Annotated in this window: 17 protein-coding genes and 2 pseudogenes; 14 read left to right on the top strand and 5 right to left on the bottom strand. The window is 66.6% G+C overall.

Features of this window, described 5'->3' with window-relative positions:
* Positions 1-481 precede the first annotated feature (481 nt).
* The 4 genes from H5411_RS42255 to H5411_RS42240 all read left to right on the top strand — a co-directional run bounded on the left by H5411_RS42255 (position 482) and on the right by H5411_RS42240 (position 4,248).
* Positions 482-859, top strand: a complete 378-nt coding sequence (locus H5411_RS42255) for a DUF302 domain-containing protein (RefSeq protein WP_312878730.1) — start codon at positions 482-484, stop codon at positions 857-859.
* Positions 856-1,449, top strand: a complete 594-nt coding sequence (locus tag H5411_RS42250) for a mycothiol-dependent nitroreductase Rv2466c family protein (protein ID WP_183127210.1) — start codon at positions 856-858, stop codon at positions 1,447-1,449. Before H5411_RS42255 ends, H5411_RS42250 begins: the two co-directional genes overlap by 4 nt.
* A 276-nt stretch (positions 1,450-1,725) precedes the next feature.
* Positions 1,726-3,882, top strand: coding sequence for an MMPL family transporter (locus H5411_RS42245; RefSeq protein ID WP_183127208.1), 2,157 nt, complete (start codon positions 1,726-1,728; stop codon positions 3,880-3,882).
* Between the two features lie 96 nt (positions 3,883-3,978).
* Positions 3,979-4,248: a metal-sensitive transcriptional regulator gene (locus H5411_RS42240; protein ID WP_183127206.1), complete on the top strand. Its 270-nt coding sequence runs from the start codon at positions 3,979-3,981 to the stop codon at positions 4,246-4,248.
* Between the two features lie 201 nt (positions 4,249-4,449).
* On the opposite strand, the gene H5411_RS42235 is transcribed toward H5411_RS42240, so the two are convergent.
* The 4 genes from H5411_RS42235 to H5411_RS42215 all read right to left on the bottom strand — a co-directional run bounded on the left by H5411_RS42235 (position 4,450) and on the right by H5411_RS42215 (position 8,921).
* A complete protein-coding gene (locus H5411_RS42235; RefSeq protein ID WP_183127212.1) occupies positions 4,450-5,703 on the bottom strand; it encodes an IS256 family transposase in 1,254 nt (417 codons plus the stop codon).
* Positions 5,704-6,085: 382 nt separating this feature from the next.
* The gene (gene moaA / locus H5411_RS42225; protein WP_183127204.1) at positions 6,086-7,147 is read right to left on the bottom strand and encodes a GTP 3',8-cyclase MoaA; all 1,062 of its coding nucleotides are present in this window, start codon (positions 7,145-7,147) and stop codon (positions 6,086-6,088) included.
* Positions 7,144-8,235 carry an XdhC family protein gene (locus H5411_RS42220; RefSeq protein WP_183127202.1) on the bottom strand — a complete coding sequence of 364 codons (1,092 nt, stop codon included), beginning with the start codon at positions 8,233-8,235 and terminating at the stop codon, positions 7,144-7,146. The genes moaA and H5411_RS42220 overlap by 4 nt, the downstream gene beginning before the upstream one ends.
* Before the next feature lie 59 nt (positions 8,236-8,294).
* Positions 8,295-8,921 (bottom strand): DUF5134 domain-containing protein, encoded by a 627-nt coding sequence (locus H5411_RS42215; protein WP_183127200.1) that lies wholly within the window; start codon positions 8,919-8,921, stop codon positions 8,295-8,297.
* 195 nt (positions 8,922-9,116) lie between these two features.
* Between H5411_RS42215 and H5411_RS42210 the strand changes: the two genes are divergently transcribed.
* From H5411_RS42210 to H5411_RS42170, 9 genes are all read left to right on the top strand, one after another.
* Positions 9,117-9,992, top strand: a complete 876-nt coding sequence (locus H5411_RS42210; protein ID WP_183127197.1) for an FAD binding domain-containing protein — start codon at positions 9,117-9,119, stop codon at positions 9,990-9,992.
* A gap of 1 nt (position 9,993) precedes the next feature.
* Positions 9,994-10,491 (top strand): (2Fe-2S)-binding protein, encoded by a 498-nt coding sequence (locus H5411_RS42205; protein WP_183127195.1) that lies wholly within the window; start codon positions 9,994-9,996, stop codon positions 10,489-10,491.
* Positions 10,488-12,881, top strand: a complete 2,394-nt coding sequence (locus H5411_RS42200; protein ID WP_183127194.1) for an aerobic carbon-monoxide dehydrogenase large subunit — start codon at positions 10,488-10,490, stop codon at positions 12,879-12,881. Before H5411_RS42205 ends, H5411_RS42200 begins: the two co-directional genes overlap by 4 nt.
* A gap of 17 nt (positions 12,882-12,898) precedes the next feature.
* Positions 12,899-13,822 (top strand): XdhC family protein, encoded by a 924-nt coding sequence (locus tag H5411_RS42195; protein ID WP_183127192.1) that lies wholly within the window; start codon positions 12,899-12,901, stop codon positions 13,820-13,822.
* 4 nt (positions 13,823-13,826) lie between these two features.
* Positions 13,827-14,423, top strand: a complete 597-nt coding sequence (locus tag H5411_RS42190) for a nucleotidyltransferase family protein (RefSeq protein WP_183127190.1) — start codon at positions 13,827-13,829, stop codon at positions 14,421-14,423.
* Positions 14,420-15,310: an AAA family ATPase gene (locus H5411_RS42185; protein WP_183127188.1), complete on the top strand. Its 891-nt coding sequence runs from the start codon at positions 14,420-14,422 to the stop codon at positions 15,308-15,310. Before H5411_RS42190 ends, H5411_RS42185 begins: the two co-directional genes overlap by 4 nt.
* A 22-nt stretch (positions 15,311-15,332) precedes the next feature.
* The gene (locus tag H5411_RS42180; protein WP_183127187.1) at positions 15,333-16,040 is read left to right on the top strand and encodes an SRPBCC family protein; all 708 of its coding nucleotides are present in this window, start codon (positions 15,333-15,335) and stop codon (positions 16,038-16,040) included.
* A complete protein-coding gene (locus H5411_RS42175; protein WP_183127185.1) occupies positions 16,030-17,244 on the top strand; it encodes a vWA domain-containing protein in 1,215 nt (404 codons plus the stop codon). The genes H5411_RS42180 and H5411_RS42175 overlap by 11 nt, the downstream gene beginning before the upstream one ends.
* A 293-nt stretch (positions 17,245-17,537) precedes the next feature.
* Positions 17,538-18,260, top strand: coding sequence for an SDR family oxidoreductase (locus H5411_RS42170; RefSeq protein ID WP_312878729.1), 723 nt, complete (start codon positions 17,538-17,540; stop codon positions 18,258-18,260).
* A 74-nt stretch (positions 18,261-18,334) separates the two neighbouring features.
* Here the strand turns inward: H5411_RS42170 and H5411_RS49470 are convergent.
* Positions 18,335-18,487, bottom strand: a pseudogene (locus tag H5411_RS49470) (winged helix-turn-helix domain-containing protein); the annotation flags it as partial.
* On the opposite strand from H5411_RS49470, the pseudogene H5411_RS42160 reads away from it, so the two are divergent.
* A pseudogene (locus H5411_RS42160) lies at positions 18,486-19,307 on the top strand (IS5 family transposase). The pseudogenes H5411_RS49470 and H5411_RS42160 overlap by 2 nt on opposite strands.
* Positions 19,308-19,309 lie beyond the last annotated feature (2 nt).

Below are 19,309 nucleotides of genomic sequence, written 5' to 3'. Positions count from 1 at the left end.
CAGCCACACGTACTCGTCGATCACGTGCTGGACGGCTTCGTCCGGCAGCGCAATGAATCGCGCGAGCTGCTCCGGCCAGCCGGCGCTGTTGCAGCCAGCGAAAGGGCACCTTCTGTCCGCACTCGGCATGTCCAGTTCAGTGCGTGTCCTGGTTGGGGTTCGCGGCTTGCTATGAACTTGCCGTCCGGAGTCGACGCGGGTGTCTTGTTTGCCGCCGTTCAACGTGATTTACATCACGCCGCATGGCTTCTGCTCGTCGTCCTTGACGAAAGGCATCGCCCTGTTCGGGTGGCGTTTGGCTGTGTCATGGCAGTCACCGCGCATGGTCGAGCCGTCACGGTGACTGACGCAGACTGCGATCGGGGTCACCCCGGTTGGCGGATACCCCCTGGGGCATGTCACTATGCCCCTGGGGGTATTTTTCGATCAGGTGTTGGAAGGAGTAGAGATGCGGCTTGGTTTGACTCGCTCGTACAGGGGCGTGGGGTTCGACGAGGTCATCGCGAAGGCTCGGGTGGCGCTCGCGAGTGCGGGTTTCGGGGTGCTGACCGAAATCGACGTGCAGGCAACGTTGCGGGAGAAGCTCGGAGAGTCGATGGAGCGGTACGTGATCCTTGGTGCGTGCAATCCGCCGCTGGCTCATCGCGCGTTGGAGGCCACGCGTGAGATCGGGTTGTTGTTGCCGTGCAATGTCGTGGTGCGCCAGGACGTGAGTGATCTGTCGGTGACGGTGGTCGAGGCGGTCAATCCGGCGGTGATGGCCGAGGTCGTGCCGGCGGCGGGAGTGGTCGCTGTGGCCGAGGAGGCCACCGTGCGGCTGGAGTCGGCTCTGGTGGCGTTGGATGAGGAGCTGGCGTGAGCGAGGTGGTGCTTTACGCCGACCCGGTGTGCCCGTTCGCGTGGCTGACGTATCGGTGGCTGACCGAGGCGATGCCCGACACGCACGCGTTGCGGTTGCGGCCGATGAGCCTGGCCGTGCTCAACGAGGGTCGAGAGGTCGCCCCAGCCCAACGGCGGCGGATCGAGGACTCGCGAGTGGTCGGCCGGGTACTGACGGTCATCGAGGATCAGCAGGCCGCTGCCGTATTCCATGCGGCGGTCGGCAGAAGAGTGCACGAGCAGGGTGTGCCGGTAGAGGCGCCTCTCCTGCGCGCCGCGCTGGGAGAGGCGCGGCTGCCGGCCGACCTGGCCTCGGCGGCCAGGTCGGCCGATCACGACGCGGCGCTTCGCGCTCTGCACCAGGCCAGCCAGGACGCGCTCGGCGAACCCGGCGGGAGCCCCATCACCACGATCGGCGGCCGCACCTTCTTCGGTCCGGTGCTGACCGAGTTGCCCGCACCGGCCGACGGTCGCGCTCTGTTCGCTGCGCTGACCGCGGCAGCCGCCGTTCCTGGGTTCGCCGAACTCCGTCGCAGCCGCGACGGAGCACCGACCATGCCGAAAGGGTGACCGGGGATCATGTGCCGACCCAAGACATGCCGCGCCTGCGGCAAAACCACCTGGGCCGGATGCGGGCTGCATGTCGCCCAGGTCAAGGCGATGGTGCCACCCGGCCAGTGGTGCGGCGGGCATCCCCGCGAGCAGCAGCCGGCGCGGTCGTGGCCGTGGAGAACCAGCAAGCGACGTTCCTGACCGTCCCCTCCCACCGCACGGCCCGCTTCCGATGTGCGGTAGCCGGGTGCGGAACGTTCGGCCCACCTGTGATGAAAGGCTGACAGTTCACCGATGGTGACTTCTCTCGACACCGACCTGCCCGACCCGACCACCGACCAGGCGCGAGCCGGGCTGCATGGACGCTGGGGCGTCGCGATGGCCCGCAACGCTCGCTGGGTGCTGCTGACCTGGGGCATCGTCATCGTCGCCTTGGGTGCGCTGGCCCCCGGCGTCTTCTCCTCGCTGGCAGGAGCCGGCTGGCAGGCCAACGGCTCCGAGTCCGTTCAGGTCCGTGAGTTGGCCCGCCAGCACTTCGGCGGTCAGGGCTCGACCGCGGTGCAGGTTGTGGTGCACTCCGACCGGTTCACCTCCGACGATCCGGCCGTGCGGGAGGTGATCTCCCGGGTGGCCGGTGTGCTGGAGCGCGACGATCGGATCGCCTCCGTCGTGGCGCCGCAGCCGGGCGCGTCGATCAGCCCTGACGGGCACACCGCGATCGTGCTCGCCGGGGCGGGCGCGGACAGCGACGAGATGGTCCGCGTGGTCGACGACCTCAAAGACCAGCTCACCGGGCTGTCCACTCCCGATGTCCAGGTGAGCCCGACGGGCGCGTCGGCGTTGTGGAGTGACTTCAACCAGGCCAACCACGACGCGATGATCCAGGCCGAGATGCTGTCCTGGCCGGTGACCCTGGCGATCATGGTTCTCGCGTTCGGTTCCCTGGTTGCCGCAGGGCTCCCGTTGTTGCTGACCTTGGCCGGGCTGGTCGCATCGGCGGGTGGGCTGGTGCTGCTCAACGAGATCACCCCGATCTCGGTGTGGGCGATGAACTTCGCCATGATGTTCGCGCTCGCCCTGGGCATCGATTACGCCCTGTTCCTCGTCGTGCGGTTCCGCGCGGGAATGCGCCGCCACGGCGACCGGCTCGCGGCGGTGGCCGAGACCATGGACACCGCGGGCAAAGCGGTCCTGCTGTCCGGGTTGACGGTGCTGGTGAGCTTGTCCGCCGTGCTGCTCGTCCCCGCGCCCGCAGTGCGGACGATGGCGGTGGGCATCATGCTCGCCGTGGTGTTCGTCCTGGCCGCCACCCTGAGCCTGTTGCCGGTGGTGCTGGCCAAACTGGGCGACCGCGTGAACGCCGCGTCCCTGCCCTGGGCGAAACGCCAGCAGCACCGTTCCCCCGTGTTCGCTCGCTGGGGCGAGCTGCTCCACCGCAGGCCCTGGCCGTTCGCCCTCGGCGCGCTGGCCGTGCTGGTGCTGCTGACGATCCCCGTGTTCGGGCTGAAAGTAGCCATGCCCTCCATTCAGGTCGTCCCCGCCGACGCACCCGTGCGCCAGGGCTACGAAACCGTGCAGCAGGCCATGGGCCAAGGCGCGCCGGGCATGCTGCAGATCATCACCCCGGCAAAGGACGCGGGCGAGGTCACTCGGATCGCCCAGGGCACTGACGGAGTGGTCACGGCGATGCCGGCGCAACCCGCTGCCGACGGCAGCGGCTACAGCTTCATCCAGGTCCTTCCCGCCGACGACCCGTCCAGCCAGCACCTGCAATCCACGCTCGACACGCTCCGTGCGGCCTTGCCCGCCGACGCTCTGGTCGGCGGAGCTGCGGCGGAGAACCTCGACCTGCAGACCGCGCTGGACGACTACCTGCCGCTGGTGGTCGGCGTCATCCTGACGCTGGGATTCCTGCTCCTGCTCGCCTCCCTGCAAGCGCCGCTGATCGCGCTGCTGGGCACCGTGGTCAGCCTGCTGTCCACCACCGCTGCCTTCGGCGTGGCCAAGCTGATCTTCCAGGACGGACACGGCGCGAGCCTGCTCGGGTTCACCCCACAGGGCTTCCTCGACGGCTGGGCGCCGGTGTTCTTCTTCGCGATGATCTTCGCCATCGCCATGGACTACACCGTGTTCCTGCTCTCAGCGGCCAAGGAACATTACGAAACCAGCGGTGACCCGCGCGCCGGCCACGTCGAAGGGCTCGCCCACTCCGGGCGGGTGATCCTGGCCGCCGCCGCGGTCATGGTCGCGGTGTTTTTCACCTTCGCCCTCGCCGACCCCCTCCCTCCCAAGGAGATGGGCGTCATCCTTGGCATCGCGGTCCTGCTCGACGCCGCGCTGATCCGGCTCGTGCTGCTCCCGGTCCTGCTCCGGCTCACCGGACACGCCGCGTGGTGGTGCCCGGCCTGGCTGCGGCGGGCATTGCCGAAGATCAGCTTCGCCCACGGCTGAGCCACTGCGAGGGGAGCCCGAGAGCACCAGGTCGGGCTCCCCTCGATACCCGCACGGGTATCGTGGCGAACATCGGAACGAACAAGGAGCACCGCCATGATCGGCGACCAGGACACCATCACCCAGGTGCGCAACCGGCTACGCCGAGCGCAGGGACAACTGGCGGGCGTCATCACCATGATCGACGAAGGGCGCGACTGCAAAGACGTCGTCACCCAACTCGCCGCCGTCTCCCGCGCACTCGACCGCGCCGGATTCAAAATCATCGCCAGCGGCCTGCGCGAATGCCTCACCACCGACGGCACCGGCGACGAAAATCCCATGACCGAGGAACAACTCGAAAAGCTATTCCTCACCCTGGCCTGAACTGATCCAGTGGGGCATGAGGCAAGCGGAAGTTCGATCATTGTTGTCCACGTGAATTCGGTAGGGCCCGGACGACACCCTGCGATTCCAGAGCTGCTCGTAGACGCGTGATTTCTTCGTGCTGCGCGGCCAGCCGCGACAGAGAGTGTCAGATTTTTTGTGGGCGGAGCGGTGATCGTGTTGCCCACTACGGGGTTTCGCTTATCCAGTTATGCGGTCGCCGTAGAACATTGCGAGCGTGTTGAGTATATCCTTCCAGCCGCTAATTCGTCCAGTGATGTTCTGCCTGTTTTTCAGTGGATTTCGGATGACAAGGTAGAGGACTTTAAGGGCTGCTTGGTCGTTGGGGAAATGGCCGCGCCGGTTCACTGCGTGCCGGAATCGCGAGTTCAGGCTTTCGATGGCATTCGTCGTATACACGAGCTTCCGGATCGGTGCCGGGAACTTGAGGAACGGGGTGAATTGTTCCCAGCTGTTCCGCCATGCCGCGATCATGGCCGGATATCGGGATTCCCATTGTTCCGCGAACTCGGCGAAGCGTGTGTCGGCGGCAGCCTCGGTGGGGGCGGTATAGATTTCCTTGAGTTCCTTGGTGATCTGCCCCCAGTACTTCCGGGATGAGTACTTGAGGGAATTTCGGACGAGGTGGACGACGCATTGCTGCACGTCCGCCAGTGGCCACGCGCTGTTGATCGCCTCCGGTAGGCCTTTCAGCCCATCGCAGCAGACGATCATCACATCCTCGACACCACGATTACGCAGCTCGGCCAGCACCCCGGCCCAGTGTTTCGCGCCCTCGCCACCGGTGCCGGCCCACAGGCCCAGCACGTCCCGCTCGCCAGCAAGGTTCACCCCAACAACCACGTAGATGGGCCGGTTGGCGACCTGCCCATCGCGGATTTTCACGTGTATCGCATCAATCAGCACAATGGGGTAGATCCGCTCCAGTGGCCGGGACTGCCATTCATTCATCTCCTCAACCACTTTATCGGTGATTTTCGAGATCAGCTCACGGGAAACGTCCACCCCATAGATCTCCGACAAGTGTTTCTGAATGTCGCCGGTGGTTAACCCTTTCGCATACAGTGAGATGATCGACTCGTCAAATCCCTCGATCCGGCGCGCGTGTTTCGGCACAATCTGTGGCTCAAACTCCCCGTTCCGGTCCCGCGGCACGTCGATCCGCACCGATCCCACATCGGTGTGCACCGTCTTCTGCGACCGGCCATTCCGCTGATTCGGCGCGCCGCGGCCCGCTGGATCACCCTTCTCGTATCCGAGATGCTCATCCAATTCCGCATTCAACGCCGATTCAAGAACAGTTTTCGTAATCCGCGACAACAACCCATCCGGGCCCGCCAACGACAGCCCATCCGCCCGGGCCTTGTCGATCAGCCCCCGAATATCGACGCCATCCAGCGGCTGAGAAGCCGCCGACTCATCCGTCTCCGCCATCATGATCCTTCCCGCCGAGGCACGATGCCCCAGCCTGTCGGATCACCACCCCGCCCACAAGATCACTGACAGTCCCGCTGAGGCTGCAGCAAGAGCCAGGTGTAGTTGATGCTGTGTGTTAGAGATGGCGGCTGGCTGGTCGGCGGGGTTCGCGGCGTTCACGGGTCGGTTCGTGCGGGTGGAGTCGCGGCGGTGGATGGCTGCCGACCTGCAGGGACTGTTCGGGGAGGTCGAGCGGACGAACGGGTGGATGTTGGCGGAGGCTGCCGGTGATGCCGAGCGCGGATGTTGGTCAGCGCCTCGGCAACTGTGGTCGCGCTGATGATTTCCTCGGCGATGCGCTCGGGCCGATGCGAAATAGAGGACGGTCAGGTCGGCCATGTCATCCTCCGATCGTGCTCATCGAGCGGCTCGGCTGTGCGAAGCCGCTCGTGTCGACGCCGTGACCGGCTGCTTTGCCCCACATGGCGAGTCGCCACCGGTCGGCGATCTGCTCGTCGACCGCTCCGGTGCGGAGTAACCCGCGCAGGTCGGTTTCGCTCGCGCTGAACAGGCAGCTGCGGATCTGGCCGTCGGCGGTCAGGCGAGTCCTGTCGCAGGCCGAGCAGAACGGCCGGGTGACTGACGCGATGACCCCCACGGTCGCGGGTCCGCCATCGACGAGCCAGCGTTCGGCCGGTGCCCCGGCACGTGGCTCGCGGGTCGGGGTCAGCGTGAACTCCGCGCTCAGGCGAACGAGGATCTCCTCGGCGGCGACCATGTTCTCGCGCCGCCAGGCCCACCCTGCGCCCAACGGCATCTGCTCGATGAAACGCAGCTCGAAGCCGTTGTCCACGCAGTAGCGCAGCAAGTCGACGGCCTCATCGTCGTTGACACCCCGCATCAGCACGGCGTTGACCTTGACCGGCCGAAGGCCGGCTCGCCGGGCGCTACGCAGTCCGTCGAGGACGTCACCGATGCGGTCTCGCCGAGCCAGCGAGCGGAATCGATCGGCGCGCAGCGTGTCGAGGGAGACGTTGATCCGTTGCAAGCCGCTGTCGGCTAACGCCTGCGCGCGCCGGGCAAGGCCGATTCCGTTGGTGGTCACGGAAATGTCGGGGCGTGGCCGTAGCGCCGCTGTTGCCGCGATGATTCGTTCGAGTCCCGGCCGCAGCAACGGCTCGCCCCCGGTGAATCGCACCTCTCGGATACCAAGCCGTTCCACGGCGATGCGGACGAGCCGGTTGATCTCGTCATCGGTGAGGATCTCGCGCCGTGGTAGCCAGGCCAGCCCTTCGGCAGGCATGCAGTAGGTGCATCGTAGGTTGCAGCGGTCGGTCAGCGAGACCCGCAGATCGGTGGCGACCCGGCCGAAGGCGTCGATCAGCCGTCGATCGGTGCCGGGGCGGTCCCCGGCGCGCCGCGCCGGGCCGAGGGTGATGGGTATCGGCTCGGAACCTTTCATCGGTGGATCGCCAGCTCGGTCTCGGTGAGGCGCCGTCCCGACCCACCCCAGTTCAAGGCGATGATCTCGGCCGCGATGGCGACCGCGGTCTCCTCCGGTGTCCGCGCCCCGAGGTCCAGCCCGATCGGGGACGACAGGCGTGCCAGGGACGACTCGCTCACGCCAATCTTCCGCAGCCGGCGTAGCCGGTCGTCATGTGTGCGGCGGCTGCCCATGGCCCCGATGTACCGGGCCGGGGTTTGCAGCGCCCGCTCCAGCAACGGGACGTCGAACTTCGGATCGTGGGTGAGTACGCAGATCACTGTCCGCTCGTCGACCTCGATCTCCTCGAGGAAGCGGTGCGGCCAGTTCACGACCAGCTCGTCGGCTTCGGGAAATCGCCTGCGGGTGGCGAAGACCGGGCGCGCGTCGCAAACCGTGACATGGTAGCCGAGGAACTTGCCGATCTTCGCCACCGCGCTGGCGAAGTCGATGGCCCCGAAGACCAGCATTCGCGGTGGGGGAGTGAAGGCTTGGACGAAAACGCCGAGTTCGTCCAGGCGTTGCTCGCCGTTGCGGCCTACATGGATGACGCCGTTGCTGCCCTGAGCGAGCATTCCCTTGGCCTGCTCCCGGACAGCGGCGTCCAGGCCGGACCCGCCGAGCGTGCCGCTCACCCCGTCCGGCCCGATCACGAGGTGCCGGCCGGGCGACGAGCCGGAGATGATTGTTGCCACCGCGACCGGTTGGCCCGATTTGATCGCCGCGAGTATCGCGGGCAGTTCCGGGTAGTGCTCGCCGTCGGCCGGCTGCACGAAGATGTCGATAACGCCGCCGCACGTCAGCCCGACTTCGAAGGCATCACCGTCGCTTACCCCGTAGGTCTGTGACGACGCCTTGCCCGAGGCGAGCACTTCCTGGGCGCATTCGTACACTGCCCCTTCGACGCAGCCGCCTGAAATGCTGCCGAGCACCTCACCGTTCTCGGCCACGGCCATTGCCGCGCCCGGCTGGCGAGGCGCCGATTTCCAGGTCTGAACGACGGTCGCGACGGCGAATCGCATGCCCGCGGCGCTCCAGGATTCGAGGCCGTCGACAATGTCGCGCACGGCTTCACCTCTCTCACGGTTACTGGTCGTTTCGTTGCAGCGTTCGTCGTGCGAAGTGGCTACGTCATCACGATGAGCGAGTACGTGGTGGTGACGCTCATGGCGAGCTGGCAGCCGACTGCCAGCGCCGGCGCCAGCACCCCGGTTTCCGGGCTCGTCGCGGTTGGGGGAACGGTGCCCTGCTGCCGTAGCCGGCGCGCGGTGAACACCACGACGGCGAGCATGGGGATAGCGAGCATCGGGGCGAACAGCCGCAGGCTGTCCACAGCGAGCGAGCCAGTCTGGCCATGTCCGGCCATACCGGGCATGGAGGGGTGCGTGGCCGAGGCGGAACCGATAACCGCGATGCCGACTAGCATGTAGAGCATCGCGCCGGGTGTGACGGCCTGCTGCGCGTTGTGTCTCGCGGCCAGGGCATCGGCAAGGACGTATCTTCGCACGCTCCGCCAGGCGAACCACAGCGTCGGGACGGCAGCGCCGACCGCCAGTATTCCGGCGGTTCCCGGGCTCAGCGCGCCACCGAGCATGACGGCCATGGTCGCGCCCATGGCCGCGTGCGTGAGGTCGACATCGAACTCGGTCCTGCGCCGCAGAATTCGTGCCAGGAGAATCCGCCCGGCGTAAAAGAGTGAGGTAGCGGTCATGAGGGCGACGAAGATGCCACTCAGCCACGCCGGTCCCGACATTGAGCGCTCCTTCCGCTGCCGGAACGCGGACGGGTCAGCCTCGGACGCGTGCTTCCCGCGGCGTTCGGTTCGGCAGCATGCGCCGCTCGGTAAACTAACGTCAACATTCACTTAAGAGATTCCTTAGGCCGAAGTTGACAGCGGTTCCGGACAGGAGTCCACTGTGCTACCAACTACGAGACAAAGGGGTCTTGCATGCAGGTTCCCGCACCGTTGGAGTACGAACGCGCTACTAGCGTCGATCACGCGATCGGGCTGCTGGACCGGCTGGGGAGTTCGGCGCGGCTCCTCGCAGGTGGCCACAGCTTGCTCCCGATGATGAAGCTTCGGCTGGCCAGTCCAGAGTACTTGATCGATCTCAACGATCTACACGACGAACTCGGGTACATCCGAGTGGAGCCCACGCAAATCCGGATCGGCGCGATGACTCGGCATCGCGAGTTGCTCGAGTCCGACGCGCTCACGGATGCGTTCCCGATCTTCCGCGACGCGGAGCGGGTCATCGCCGACCCGGTCGTGCGCAACCGCGGCACCTTGGGTGGCTCACTGTGCCAGGCCGACCCGTCGGAGGACCTGTCCGCCGTGTGCACCACGCTCGGGGCCAGCTGCGTGATCCGAAGCCAGGTGGGCGAACGGGTCATCACGATGGAGGAGTTCCACCGCGGCCCCTACGAGACCGCGGTCGAAGACGGCGAGATGCTGATCGAGATCCGCATCCCGGTGCGCTCGAACGGTTCCAGCGCCTACGAGAAGGTCGAGCGTCGCGCGGGCGACTGGGCGGTGGTCTCCGCCGGCGCGGCCGTGTGGCTGGACGGCGGAGTGATTGCGGAAGCCCGGGTCGGCCTGGCCGCCGCGGGCCCGAACACCGCCGGGATCCCGGCCATCACCGAAGCCTTGCGCGGTCAGCGGCCATCCGAGGAGCTCTACGACCACGCCGGTGATCTCGCCGCGCAGAACTGTGACCCGGCCACCGATACGCGCGGCAGCGCCGAATACAAGCGTCACCTCGCCAAGGAACTCACCAAACGGACCCTGCGCCGGTCCGTCGCCCGAATCAACGAGAGGGTCTGACATGCAGGTCACGATGACGGTCAACGGCGAGGAGGTCACCAGGGAGATCGAGGGACGCCTGCTCCTCGTGCACTTCCTGCGTGATCATCTCGGACTGACGGGCACGCACTGGGGCTGCGACACCAGCAACTGCGGCACTTGCGTGGTGTGGCTCGACGGCGAACCGGTCAAGTCGTGTACCGTCCTCGCGGCGACGGCCGGCGGCCACGAGGTACGCACGGTCGAGGGCCTCGAGCGGAACGGTGAGCTCGACCCGGTGCAGCAGGGATTCATGGAGTGCCACGGCCTGCAGTGCGGCTTCTGCACCCCCGGAATGCTGATGACGGCACGCGCCCTGCTCGACCACAATCCCCACCCGTCGGAGGAGGAGATCCGCGACGCGATCTCCGGCCAGATCTGCCGCTGCACCGGCTACGCGACCATCGTCCGTTCCGTCCAATGGGCCGCTGCGCAGGAAGCCGGCGACCAGACGGCCGTCACCAGCGGGAGCGCATCATGATCACCGTTGAAGAGCGCCCGGCCGGGGCATTCGAGAACAACAACCAGAAGCCGACCGGCTACGGGCGGATGCTGCGCAAAGAGGACGCCCGATTCATTCGTGGAAAGGGCCGGTACTGCGATGACGTGCAGCTGCCCGGCATGCTGCACCTGGCGATCCTGCGCTCACCGGTCGCGCACGCCCGCATCGTGAGCATCGACACCACCGCAGCCGAGGCACACCCGAAGGTCAAGGCGGTCGTCACCGGCGCCATGCTGGCGGAAAAGGGCCTGGCCTGGATGCCGACGCTGTCCAACGACGTGCAGGCCGTGCTGGCCACGGACAAGGTCCGGTTCCAGGGGCAGGAGGTCGCGTTCGTCGTGGCCGAGGACCGCTACGCGGCACGTGATGCCCTGGAACTGATCGACGTCGAGTACGACATCCTCGATCCGGTGGTCGACGTCCGCACGGCGCTCGATCCCGATGCGCCCGTCATCCGGGACGACCTGGAAGACAAGAAGGACAACCATTGCTTCGACTGGGAGACCGGTGACGCCGCGGCCACCGAGGCCGTGTTCGCGAAGGCGGATGTCGTTGTCAGCCAGGACATCGTGTACCCGCGCGTGCACCCGGCCCCGATGGAGACCTGCGGTTCTGTCGCCGACTACGACCCCGTCGACGGCAAACTGACGCTGTGGTCGACCACCCAGGCACCGCATGCCCATCGCACGCTGTACGCGCTCGTGGCCGGCCTGCCCGAGCACAAGATCCGGGTCATCTCCCCGGACGTCGGCGGTGGTTTTGGTGGCAAGGTCCCGATCTATCCCGGCTACGTCTGCTCGATCGTGGCCTCGCTGGTCACCGGCAAGCCGGTGAAGTGGATGGAGGACCGCTCGGAAAACCTCACCAGCACCGGTTTCGCGCGCGACTACATCATGCGCGGCGAGATCGCGGCGACCAGGGACGGCAAGATCCTGGCCATCCGCACCAATGTGCTGGCCGACCACGGCGCCTTCAACGGTGTCGCGGCGCCGGTGAAATACCCGGCCGGCTTCTTCGGCGTGTTCACCGGTAGCTACGACCTGGAGGCCGCCTACTGCAAGATGACGGCCGTCTACACGAACAAGGCGCCGGGCGGGGTCGCCTACGCGTGCTCGTTCCGGATCACCGAGGCCGTGTACCTCGTCGAGCGGATCGTCAACTGCCTGGCCGACGAGCTCGACATGGACCCGGTCGAGCTGCGCCTCAAGAACTTCATCAAGCCTGAGCAGTTCCCGTACCGGACCAAGACCGGCTGGGTGTACGACTCGGGTAACTACGAGCCGACCATGCGCAAGGCGATGGAGATCGCCGGCTACGAGCAGTTGCGCCGGGAACAGGTGGAGAAGCGGGCCCGCGGCGAGCTGATGGGCATCGGCGTCTCGTTCTTCACCGAGGCGGTCGGTGCGGGCCCGCGCAAGGACATGGACATCCTCGGGCTGGGCATGGCCGACGGGTGCGAGTTGCGCGTGCACCCGACCGGCAAGGCGGTCGTGCGCCTGTCGGTACAGACCCAGGGACAGGGGCACGAGACCACCTTCGCGCAGATCGTCGCCGAGGAGATCGGTATCCCACCGGACGACATCGAGGTCGTACACGGCGACACCGACCAGACGCCGTTCGGCCTCGGCACCTACGGCAGCCGCTCGACCCCGGTGTCGGGTGCGGCCGCGGCCCTGGTGGCACGCAAGGTGCGGGACAAGGCCCGCATCATCGCCTCGGGAATGCTCGAGGTCTCCGTGGCCGACCTGGAGTGGGAGAAGGGTTCGTTCCACGTCAAGGGCGATCCGACGAAGTCGGTCACGATCCAGGACATCGCGATGAAGGCGCACGGCGCGGGAGACCTGCCTGAGGGCGTCGAAGGTGGGCTTGAGGCGCAGATCTGCTACAACCCCGAGAACTTGACCTACCCGCACGGCGCCTATATCTGCGTCGTCGACATCGATCCGGGCACTGCTCAGGTGAAGGTTCGCCGGTTCATTGCAGTGGACGACTGCGGCACCCGGATCAACCCGATGATCATCGAAGGCCAGGTGCACGGTGGCCTGACCGACGGTGTCGGCATGGCGTTGATGGAGATGATCCCGTTCGACGAAGGCGGCAACTGCCTGGGCGGATCGCTCATGGACTACCTCATCCCGACCGCCGTCGAAGTCCCCGACTGGGAGACCGGTTACACCGTGACCCCCTCGCCGCATCATCCGATTGGCGCGAAGGGCGTTGGTGAATCGGCGACGGTCGGTTCGCCGCCGGCGATCGTCAACGCGGTCGTCGACGCGCTCAAGCCGTTCGGCGTCCGCCACGCGGACATGCCGCTGACCCCGTCCCGGGTGTGGGACGCCATGCGGGGCAACCCGCAGCCGCCCATCTGATCGGACCGGAGTTAGCCATGATTGCCGGCATGTCGGCGCGGATGAGGGAACTGGTCGCCGACCGTATACCGTTCGTCCACGCAGTGGTGGTTCGTGCCCAATTCCCGACGTCGGTCCGTGCCGGCGACGATGCGATCGTCCTGCCCGATGGGTCCGTCGAGGGTTTCGTCGGTGGCCAGTGCGCCGAGAGCTCCGTCCGGACGGCGGCTCTCGGCGCACTGCAGAACGGCCAGACCACGTTGTTGCGGGTGTTGCCTGAGGGCGAGACGGATTTCCCGGAGTCCCCGGGTGCTCAGGTGGTGGTGAACCCCTGCCTGTCGGGTGGCGCGTTGGAGATCTTTCTCCGACCGTTGCTGCCGCCACCGGTGATCTGGATCGTCGGCCGGACACCGATCGCCGAGGCGGTGGCGGAGTTGGCCCGGCCGCTGGACTTCGCCGTCCGGTGGGCGGGCGACGAGCCGGGACCGGTGGGCGCTACCGCGGTCATCGTGGCCAGCCACGGGCGGGACGAGGCCGCGTCGATCCGCGCCGCGCTGGATGCCGGGGTCGAGTTTATCGGCCTGGTGGCCAGTCGTCGGCGCGGGACGGCAGTGCTGGATGAGATGCACCTGACCGAAGCCGAACGCGGGCGGATCCACACTCCGGTGGGGATCGATATCGGCGCTCGGACCGCTGCGGAGATCGCCTTGTCGATTCTGGCGGAGATCGTCGCTGCCATCCGCACCCGCAGAGTGACCCCGGCAGCGGTGGCTTCCGGATCGCCGGACAGCGGGACTGCGACGGGTCCGGAAACGCAGGCGGTCGACCCGGTCTGTGGTATGACCGTGATCGTCTCGCCCGATACACCTCATCTGGCCGTCGACGGTGCGGACTTGTGGTTCTGTGGCGCGGGTTGCCGTCAGCGTTACGTCGAGAGTCACGCCGGGAAAGGAGAGCGGTAGAGACATGTTCGTTACCGGCCTGGTCCTCGCGGCGGGCGCTTCGCGTCGCCTCGGCCAACCCAAGCAACTGCTGCCCTACTACGGCTCAACCCTGTTGGGGGCGACCTTGGAGTTGGCCAGAAGGTGCGGCTTCGACCAGCTCATGGTGGCCCTGGGTGGCGCCGAGGCGGCGATCCGACAGCGCGTTGACCTCGATGGTGTCGAGGCTGTCGAGAACCCTCAGTTCAGCAGTGGCTGCGGCTCGTCGATCCGTTCGGCGATGGGCGCGGTCGATCGCCGATCCGATGGACTGATACTCCTGCTCGGGGATCAGCCTGGTGTAAGCACCGACTCGGTGCATCGGCTGATCGAGCGCGCGGGTAGCTCGCCGATCGGCGTCTGCCGCTACACCGACGGTCTCGGGCACCCGTTCTGGTTTCGCCGAGAGGTCTTCGGCGACTTCACAACGTTGCACGGCGACAAGGCGGTCTGGAAGTTGCTTTTTTCAGGACGGTACGAGACGGTCGAGGTGCTGGTCGACGGCGGGGTGCCGATCGACGTCGATACCTGGCAGGACTACCGGGCACTGCTGTCGCAAACGAACGCCGGAGCCGCGTCGTGACCCGGATCTTTGCGGACGCGGCCGACGTGCGGCGACGCTTGGATGAGATCGACTACCTGGTCGACGACGGAACCGCCGCTGCGTTGTTCTTCGCGCTGACTCTCGGCAAGCCGCTGCTGCTGGAAGGTGAACCAGGCGTCGGCAAGACGGCCGCCGCCAAGGCCTTGGCCAAGGTTCTCGGCACACCGCTGATCCGGCTGCAGTGCTACGAAGGGCTGACGGCAAGCGAGTCGCTGTACGAGTGGAACTATCAACGGCAACTGCTCGCCGTCCGCCTGGCCGAGTCACGCGACGAGAAACTGACCGATGGCGACCTGTTCGCCGAGGAGTTCTTGCAGGAACGTCCGATCCTGCGCGCCATCCGGTACAGCGGGCCGGTGCCCCCGGTGCTGTTGATCGACGAGATCGACCGCGCCGACGACGAGTTCGAGGCCCTCCTGTTCGAATTCCTCGGCGAGGCCTCGATCACGATTCCGGAGCTCGGTACGTTCTCCGCGCAACGTCGGCCGATCGTCGTGTTGACCTCCAATCGCAACCGAGAACTGCACGACGCGCTCCGGCGGCGCTGTCTGTACCACTGGATCGACTTTCCCGTGGCCGAGCGAGCGGCGGAAATCCTGCGCCGGTCGGTGCCTGCCGCCAACGACGCGCTGATCCGATCGGCCACCGACTTCATCGGCAGGGTGCGGCAGCTCGATCTCGACAAGGCACCCGGCATGGCCGAAACGATCGACTGGGTCTCGGCGCTGTCCGCGCTGGGCACGACCGACCTGGTCCGCGACGAGGTGGTCCAGACGTTGGGCACCATCGCGAAGACTCCGGACGACCGCAACACGATCCTCGGTGCGCTCCATGAGGCGGGCGACACCCGAAGCGCGGCCGGCTGACCGGCGACACAGAGAGGAACTCATGAAGATCGACAACGAATTCACCGTCAGCGCTCCGATCGATCGGGCATGGACAGTGCTCACCGATTTGGAAGGCATCGCACCCTGCATGCCCGGAGCGCAGCTGACTGGAGTGGACGGTGACGTCTACTCCGGCAAGGTGAAAATCAAGGTCGGCCCGGTCGTCTCCGAGTACGCGGGGACCGTGCGGTTCGCGGAGAAGGACGACACGAACTATCGCGCCGTCATCGACGCCAAGGGGCGGGACTCGCGCGGTGCGGGCAATGCCTCCGCGACCATCACCGCACAGCTGAAGGCCGACGGCACCCGCACCATCGTCACTGTCGACACGGACCTGAAGATCTCCGGCAAGATTGCGCAGTTCGGCAGCGGCATGATCAAGGAGGTGTCGGAGAAACTGCTCGGCCAGTTCGTGGACTGCCTCGAGGGAAAACTGACGGTCACCGTCCCCGAAGACGTGGCCACGGAATCCCCGGGCGGTGCTCAGCAGCCCGCCGGTGCCCAGGCCGCACCGGCTCGGCCCAGCGCGGCGCCGCCGGCCGCAGACGTTCAGGGCGCGGTGGGCAAGCGCACTATCACTCACGCGGCCGACAGCGAGCCGCTGGACCTCATGAGTATCGCCGGCAAGTCGATCTACAAGCGGGCGCTGCCGGTCGCCGCAGTGCTGGTGGTCGTTGCCGGCGTCATCGTCTACCTCATTGTCTCGTAGCCAGCCGCCGTCACCGGCACTGCTCCCGGGCGTCGATCGCGCGGCATTCGCCGTCGCACTGGCCGTTCGCCTTCGTCGGCACGGCGTGCCGGTTGGCTTGACCGGCATTGAGGACTTCGTCCGGGCGATGGCGGTGTCCCCGCCGGTCTCGCGGGCGGAGCTGTACTGGGCGGCCCGCATCAGTCTGGTGCGCCAGCGTTGTGACATCGAAGTCTTCGATGCGGTGTTCTCGGCGGTATTCGACAGCGGGGGGCTGGCGCTCGATCCACACGCGCGCCGCACGCCGCAGGTCAACCCGCACGGAGGCGATGACGATGCGTTCGCCTCCGTATCGACGTCGTCCACGGACGAGCAGCCCGGTGGCGGCTTGCCCTGGGTGACACTGCCCCAGGTGGTCGCTGAGGCAGGTGAATCGGAGAGCGAACTGGCCGTGCCCGAGCGCCTGCCCAGCGAGCTCGACGGGCTGGCGGACGTTTCGTTCGAGGAGCTCGATGCGGGCGAGATGGATCTGCTCAGCAGATGGCTCGCCGCTGCCGTGGTCGACTGGCCCACTCGACGAAGCCGCCGGCACCGGGTGGATACCCGTGGACACCGGATCGCGGCACGGTGCACCCTGGAGCGATCCCGCCGCACCGGCTGGGAGCCCATCGAGTTGATCCGAGTGCGGGCGATCGACAAGCCCCGACCGGTCGTCATGCTCTGCGACGTCAGCCAATCCATGCAGGCCCAGGCCCCGGCGTATTTCCACCTGATGCGCGCCCTCGCGTTGGTCGCCCGCGCGGAGGTGTTCGCGTTCGCGACGACACTGACCAGGCTGACCAGCGTTCTCACACACAAGTCGGCAGAGGTGGCCATCGAGCAGGCCACGGACAAGGTGACCGACCGGTTCGGCGGAACACGCATCGCCAGTAACGTGCAGGCACTGTTGTCCTCCCACCACGGTGGGAGGACCCGGGGTGCCATCGTGATCGTCGGCTCGGACGGCTGGGACAGCGACCCACCGGAAGACCTGGCGGCTGCGATGGCCCGATTGCGCCGGCGGGCGCACCGGGTGATCTGGATGAACCCGAGAGCCGGCGCCCCAGGCTTCGAGCCACAGGTGGCCGCCATGGCAGCCGCGCTTCCCTACTGCGACAAGCTGCTACCGGCGGACACCTTCCGATCCCTGCAACGCGTGATCACCGAGATCTCACATGCCCGCTAACTCCAGACAGAATGAGTTGATATCGAGTTGGCGCCAGTAGATGATGCCGCGGAAAGCTCTACGAATGTCATCGCGCACCTCCCGCCGTGGAGGCCGGTCGAGACAAGCAACGACCGATCGAGGTGCGGATAACCGTGGACGGCGTCCGCTGACTGCTCAGGTTCGCCGTCTCGGGTGCTCCGGACTTGTCCGGGCTGGATGTTAAGCTTCTTGTCGGTCTGCCCGCGATAGGCGAGAACTTGGTGGCCACGAGATTGTGAGGTCTTGTGTCTCGGCTTGCCGATAAGGTCTGTGTGGTCAATGGTGTCGCTAGTACGATTGGCTGGGCGGTCGCCGAGCGGTTCACGTGCGAGGGCGCTGTGGTAGTCGGCGTCGACAAAGTCGAGCACTCCGCCGGTGAACACGTAGTGCAGGCCGATCTTGCCGAGGAGTCCCAGGTTGAGGCGATGTATGAGCAGGTCGTGCGGAAGTACGGCCGGCTCGACGTCATCTACAACAACCTGGGGCTGATGGACCGCGACGATCATTCTGCAATGGACACCAGTCTCGACACGTGGCGCCGGGTGCGCGATGCGAACCTGACCAGCATCTTCCTCTCCTGCAAGCACGGCATCCGGCATCTTCTGAACACCGACCCGGCCGGTGGCTCGGTCATCAACGCTGCGTCGTTCCTCGCCAACATCGGGGCGGCGACGGCCCAGATGGCGTACGCGGCCGCCAAGGCCGGCGTGGTGCAGCTGACCAGAGATCTTGGTGTACATCTCGCGCGAAGCGGAGTACGCGTGAACGCGGTGCTGTTCGGGCCGATCGACACGCCGAGCCAGCGAGCCGTCTTCGAGCGCAACCCAGGTGCGTTGGAGAAGCGGTTGGTGCACTGGCCTATGGGGCGCTTCGGCAGTTTGGAGGAAGCTGCCGGAACGCTCGCTTTCCTCGCGAGCGACGATTCGGGCTTCATCACCGCTGCCGCGCTACCGCTCGACGGCGGCATCACCGAAGCGTTCACCGTCCCACAGTGACGGTTAGTTGACGACGAGCCACGCATCCTGGTCCCGCACGGGTTTTCAACCTGTGGCCGGATCTTTTGCACCCACGTGGTGGTCATGTTCTCGTCGCGCTCGGCGGCGCAATGCACAGGCACCCGCGGACTCCAGCCCAGCCGGTGCAACAGGCAGGACACACCTCTAACAACTTGTTTCAGAATGATCGGCGTGTCTGTTGTGGGTGATTGATCAGGTGTGAGCATGCTGGGTCGGGTGATCGAAGAGTTGGTGCCCGACGCGCTGTGGCAGCGGGTGGAGCCGCTGCTGCCGGCTCGGCCGCCGCGTCGCAGCCGGTATCCGAGTCGGTTGCCTGTGGACGATCGGGCTGCGTTGGCGGGGATCGTGTTTGTGCTCAAGACGGGGATCACCTGGCGTGAACTACCGCGCGAGGTGGCCGGGTGTTCCGGAGTGACCTGCTGGTGACGGCTGCGGGACTGGACCGAGGCCGGCGTGTTCACCGCCGTGCATGAGCTTCTGTTGGACCACCTGCGGGCGCTGGATCGACTCGATCTGGATGTCCGCCGTGGTGGACGGCTCGCACGTGCGGGCGCTCAAAGGGGGGCGCAGACGGGCCCCTCGCCCGTCGATCGGGCTCGCCTCGGCTCCCAACACCACCTGATCACCGAAGGAAACGGCATCCCGCTGGCGGTCACGCTGACCGGTGGCAACCGGCACGACAGCACCCAGCTCATCGGGCTGGTCGAGGCGATTCCGCCCATCCGCGGCAAGCGCGGCCGGCTCCGCCGACACCCCCGCTGGCTCCACGCCGACCGCGGCTACGACTACGACCACCACCGCCAAGCCCTGCGCGACAAAGGCATCCCCCCGCGAATCGCAGGCAAGAACACACCCCACGGCTCCGGCCTCGGCAAGGTCCGATGGGGTGTGGAACGCACATTCGCCTGGCTGCACCACGACAAACGACTCCGCACCCGCTACGAGCGACGCGCCGACATCCACCTCGGGCTGCTCCAGCTGGGATGCGTCCTCATCTGCTACCGCCAACTCACAAGATCATTCTGAAA

This window comes from Amycolatopsis echigonensis (assembly GCF_014174495.1).
GTDB lineage: Bacteria > Actinomycetota > Actinomycetes > Mycobacteriales > Pseudonocardiaceae > Amycolatopsis > Amycolatopsis echigonensis.
This window is presented reverse-complemented; position numbering and strand designations above follow the sequence as displayed.

Bases quoted from the DNA above. Each gene is read 5' to 3' on its own strand.
- H5411_RS42245 (WP_183127208.1), top strand. From the start codon at position 1,726: ATGGTGACTTCTCTCGACACCGACCTGCCCGACCCGACCACCGACCAG.
- H5411_RS42240 (WP_183127206.1), top strand. From the start codon at position 3,979: ATGATCGGCGACCAGGACACCATCACCCAGGTGCGCAACCGGCTACGC.
- H5411_RS42235 (WP_183127212.1), bottom strand. From the start codon at position 5,703: ATGGCGGAGACGGATGAGTCGGCGGCTTCTCAGCCGCTGGATGGCGTC.
- moaA (WP_183127204.1), bottom strand. From the start codon at position 7,147: ATGAAAGGTTCCGAGCCGATACCCATCACCCTCGGCCCGGCGCGGCGC.
- H5411_RS42215 (WP_183127200.1), bottom strand. From the start codon at position 8,921: ATGTCGGGACCGGCGTGGCTGAGTGGCATCTTCGTCGCCCTCATGACC.
- H5411_RS42210 (WP_183127197.1), top strand. From the start codon at position 9,117: ATGCAGGTTCCCGCACCGTTGGAGTACGAACGCGCTACTAGCGTCGAT.
- H5411_RS42205 (WP_183127195.1), top strand. From the start codon at position 9,994: ATGCAGGTCACGATGACGGTCAACGGCGAGGAGGTCACCAGGGAGATC.
- H5411_RS42200 (WP_183127194.1), top strand. From the start codon at position 10,488: ATGATCACCGTTGAAGAGCGCCCGGCCGGGGCATTCGAGAACAACAAC.
- H5411_RS42195 (WP_183127192.1), top strand. From the start codon at position 12,899: ATGATTGCCGGCATGTCGGCGCGGATGAGGGAACTGGTCGCCGACCGT.
- H5411_RS42190 (WP_183127190.1), top strand. From the start codon at position 13,827: ATGTTCGTTACCGGCCTGGTCCTCGCGGCGGGCGCTTCGCGTCGCCTC.
- H5411_RS42180 (WP_183127187.1), top strand. From the start codon at position 15,333: ATGAAGATCGACAACGAATTCACCGTCAGCGCTCCGATCGATCGGGCA.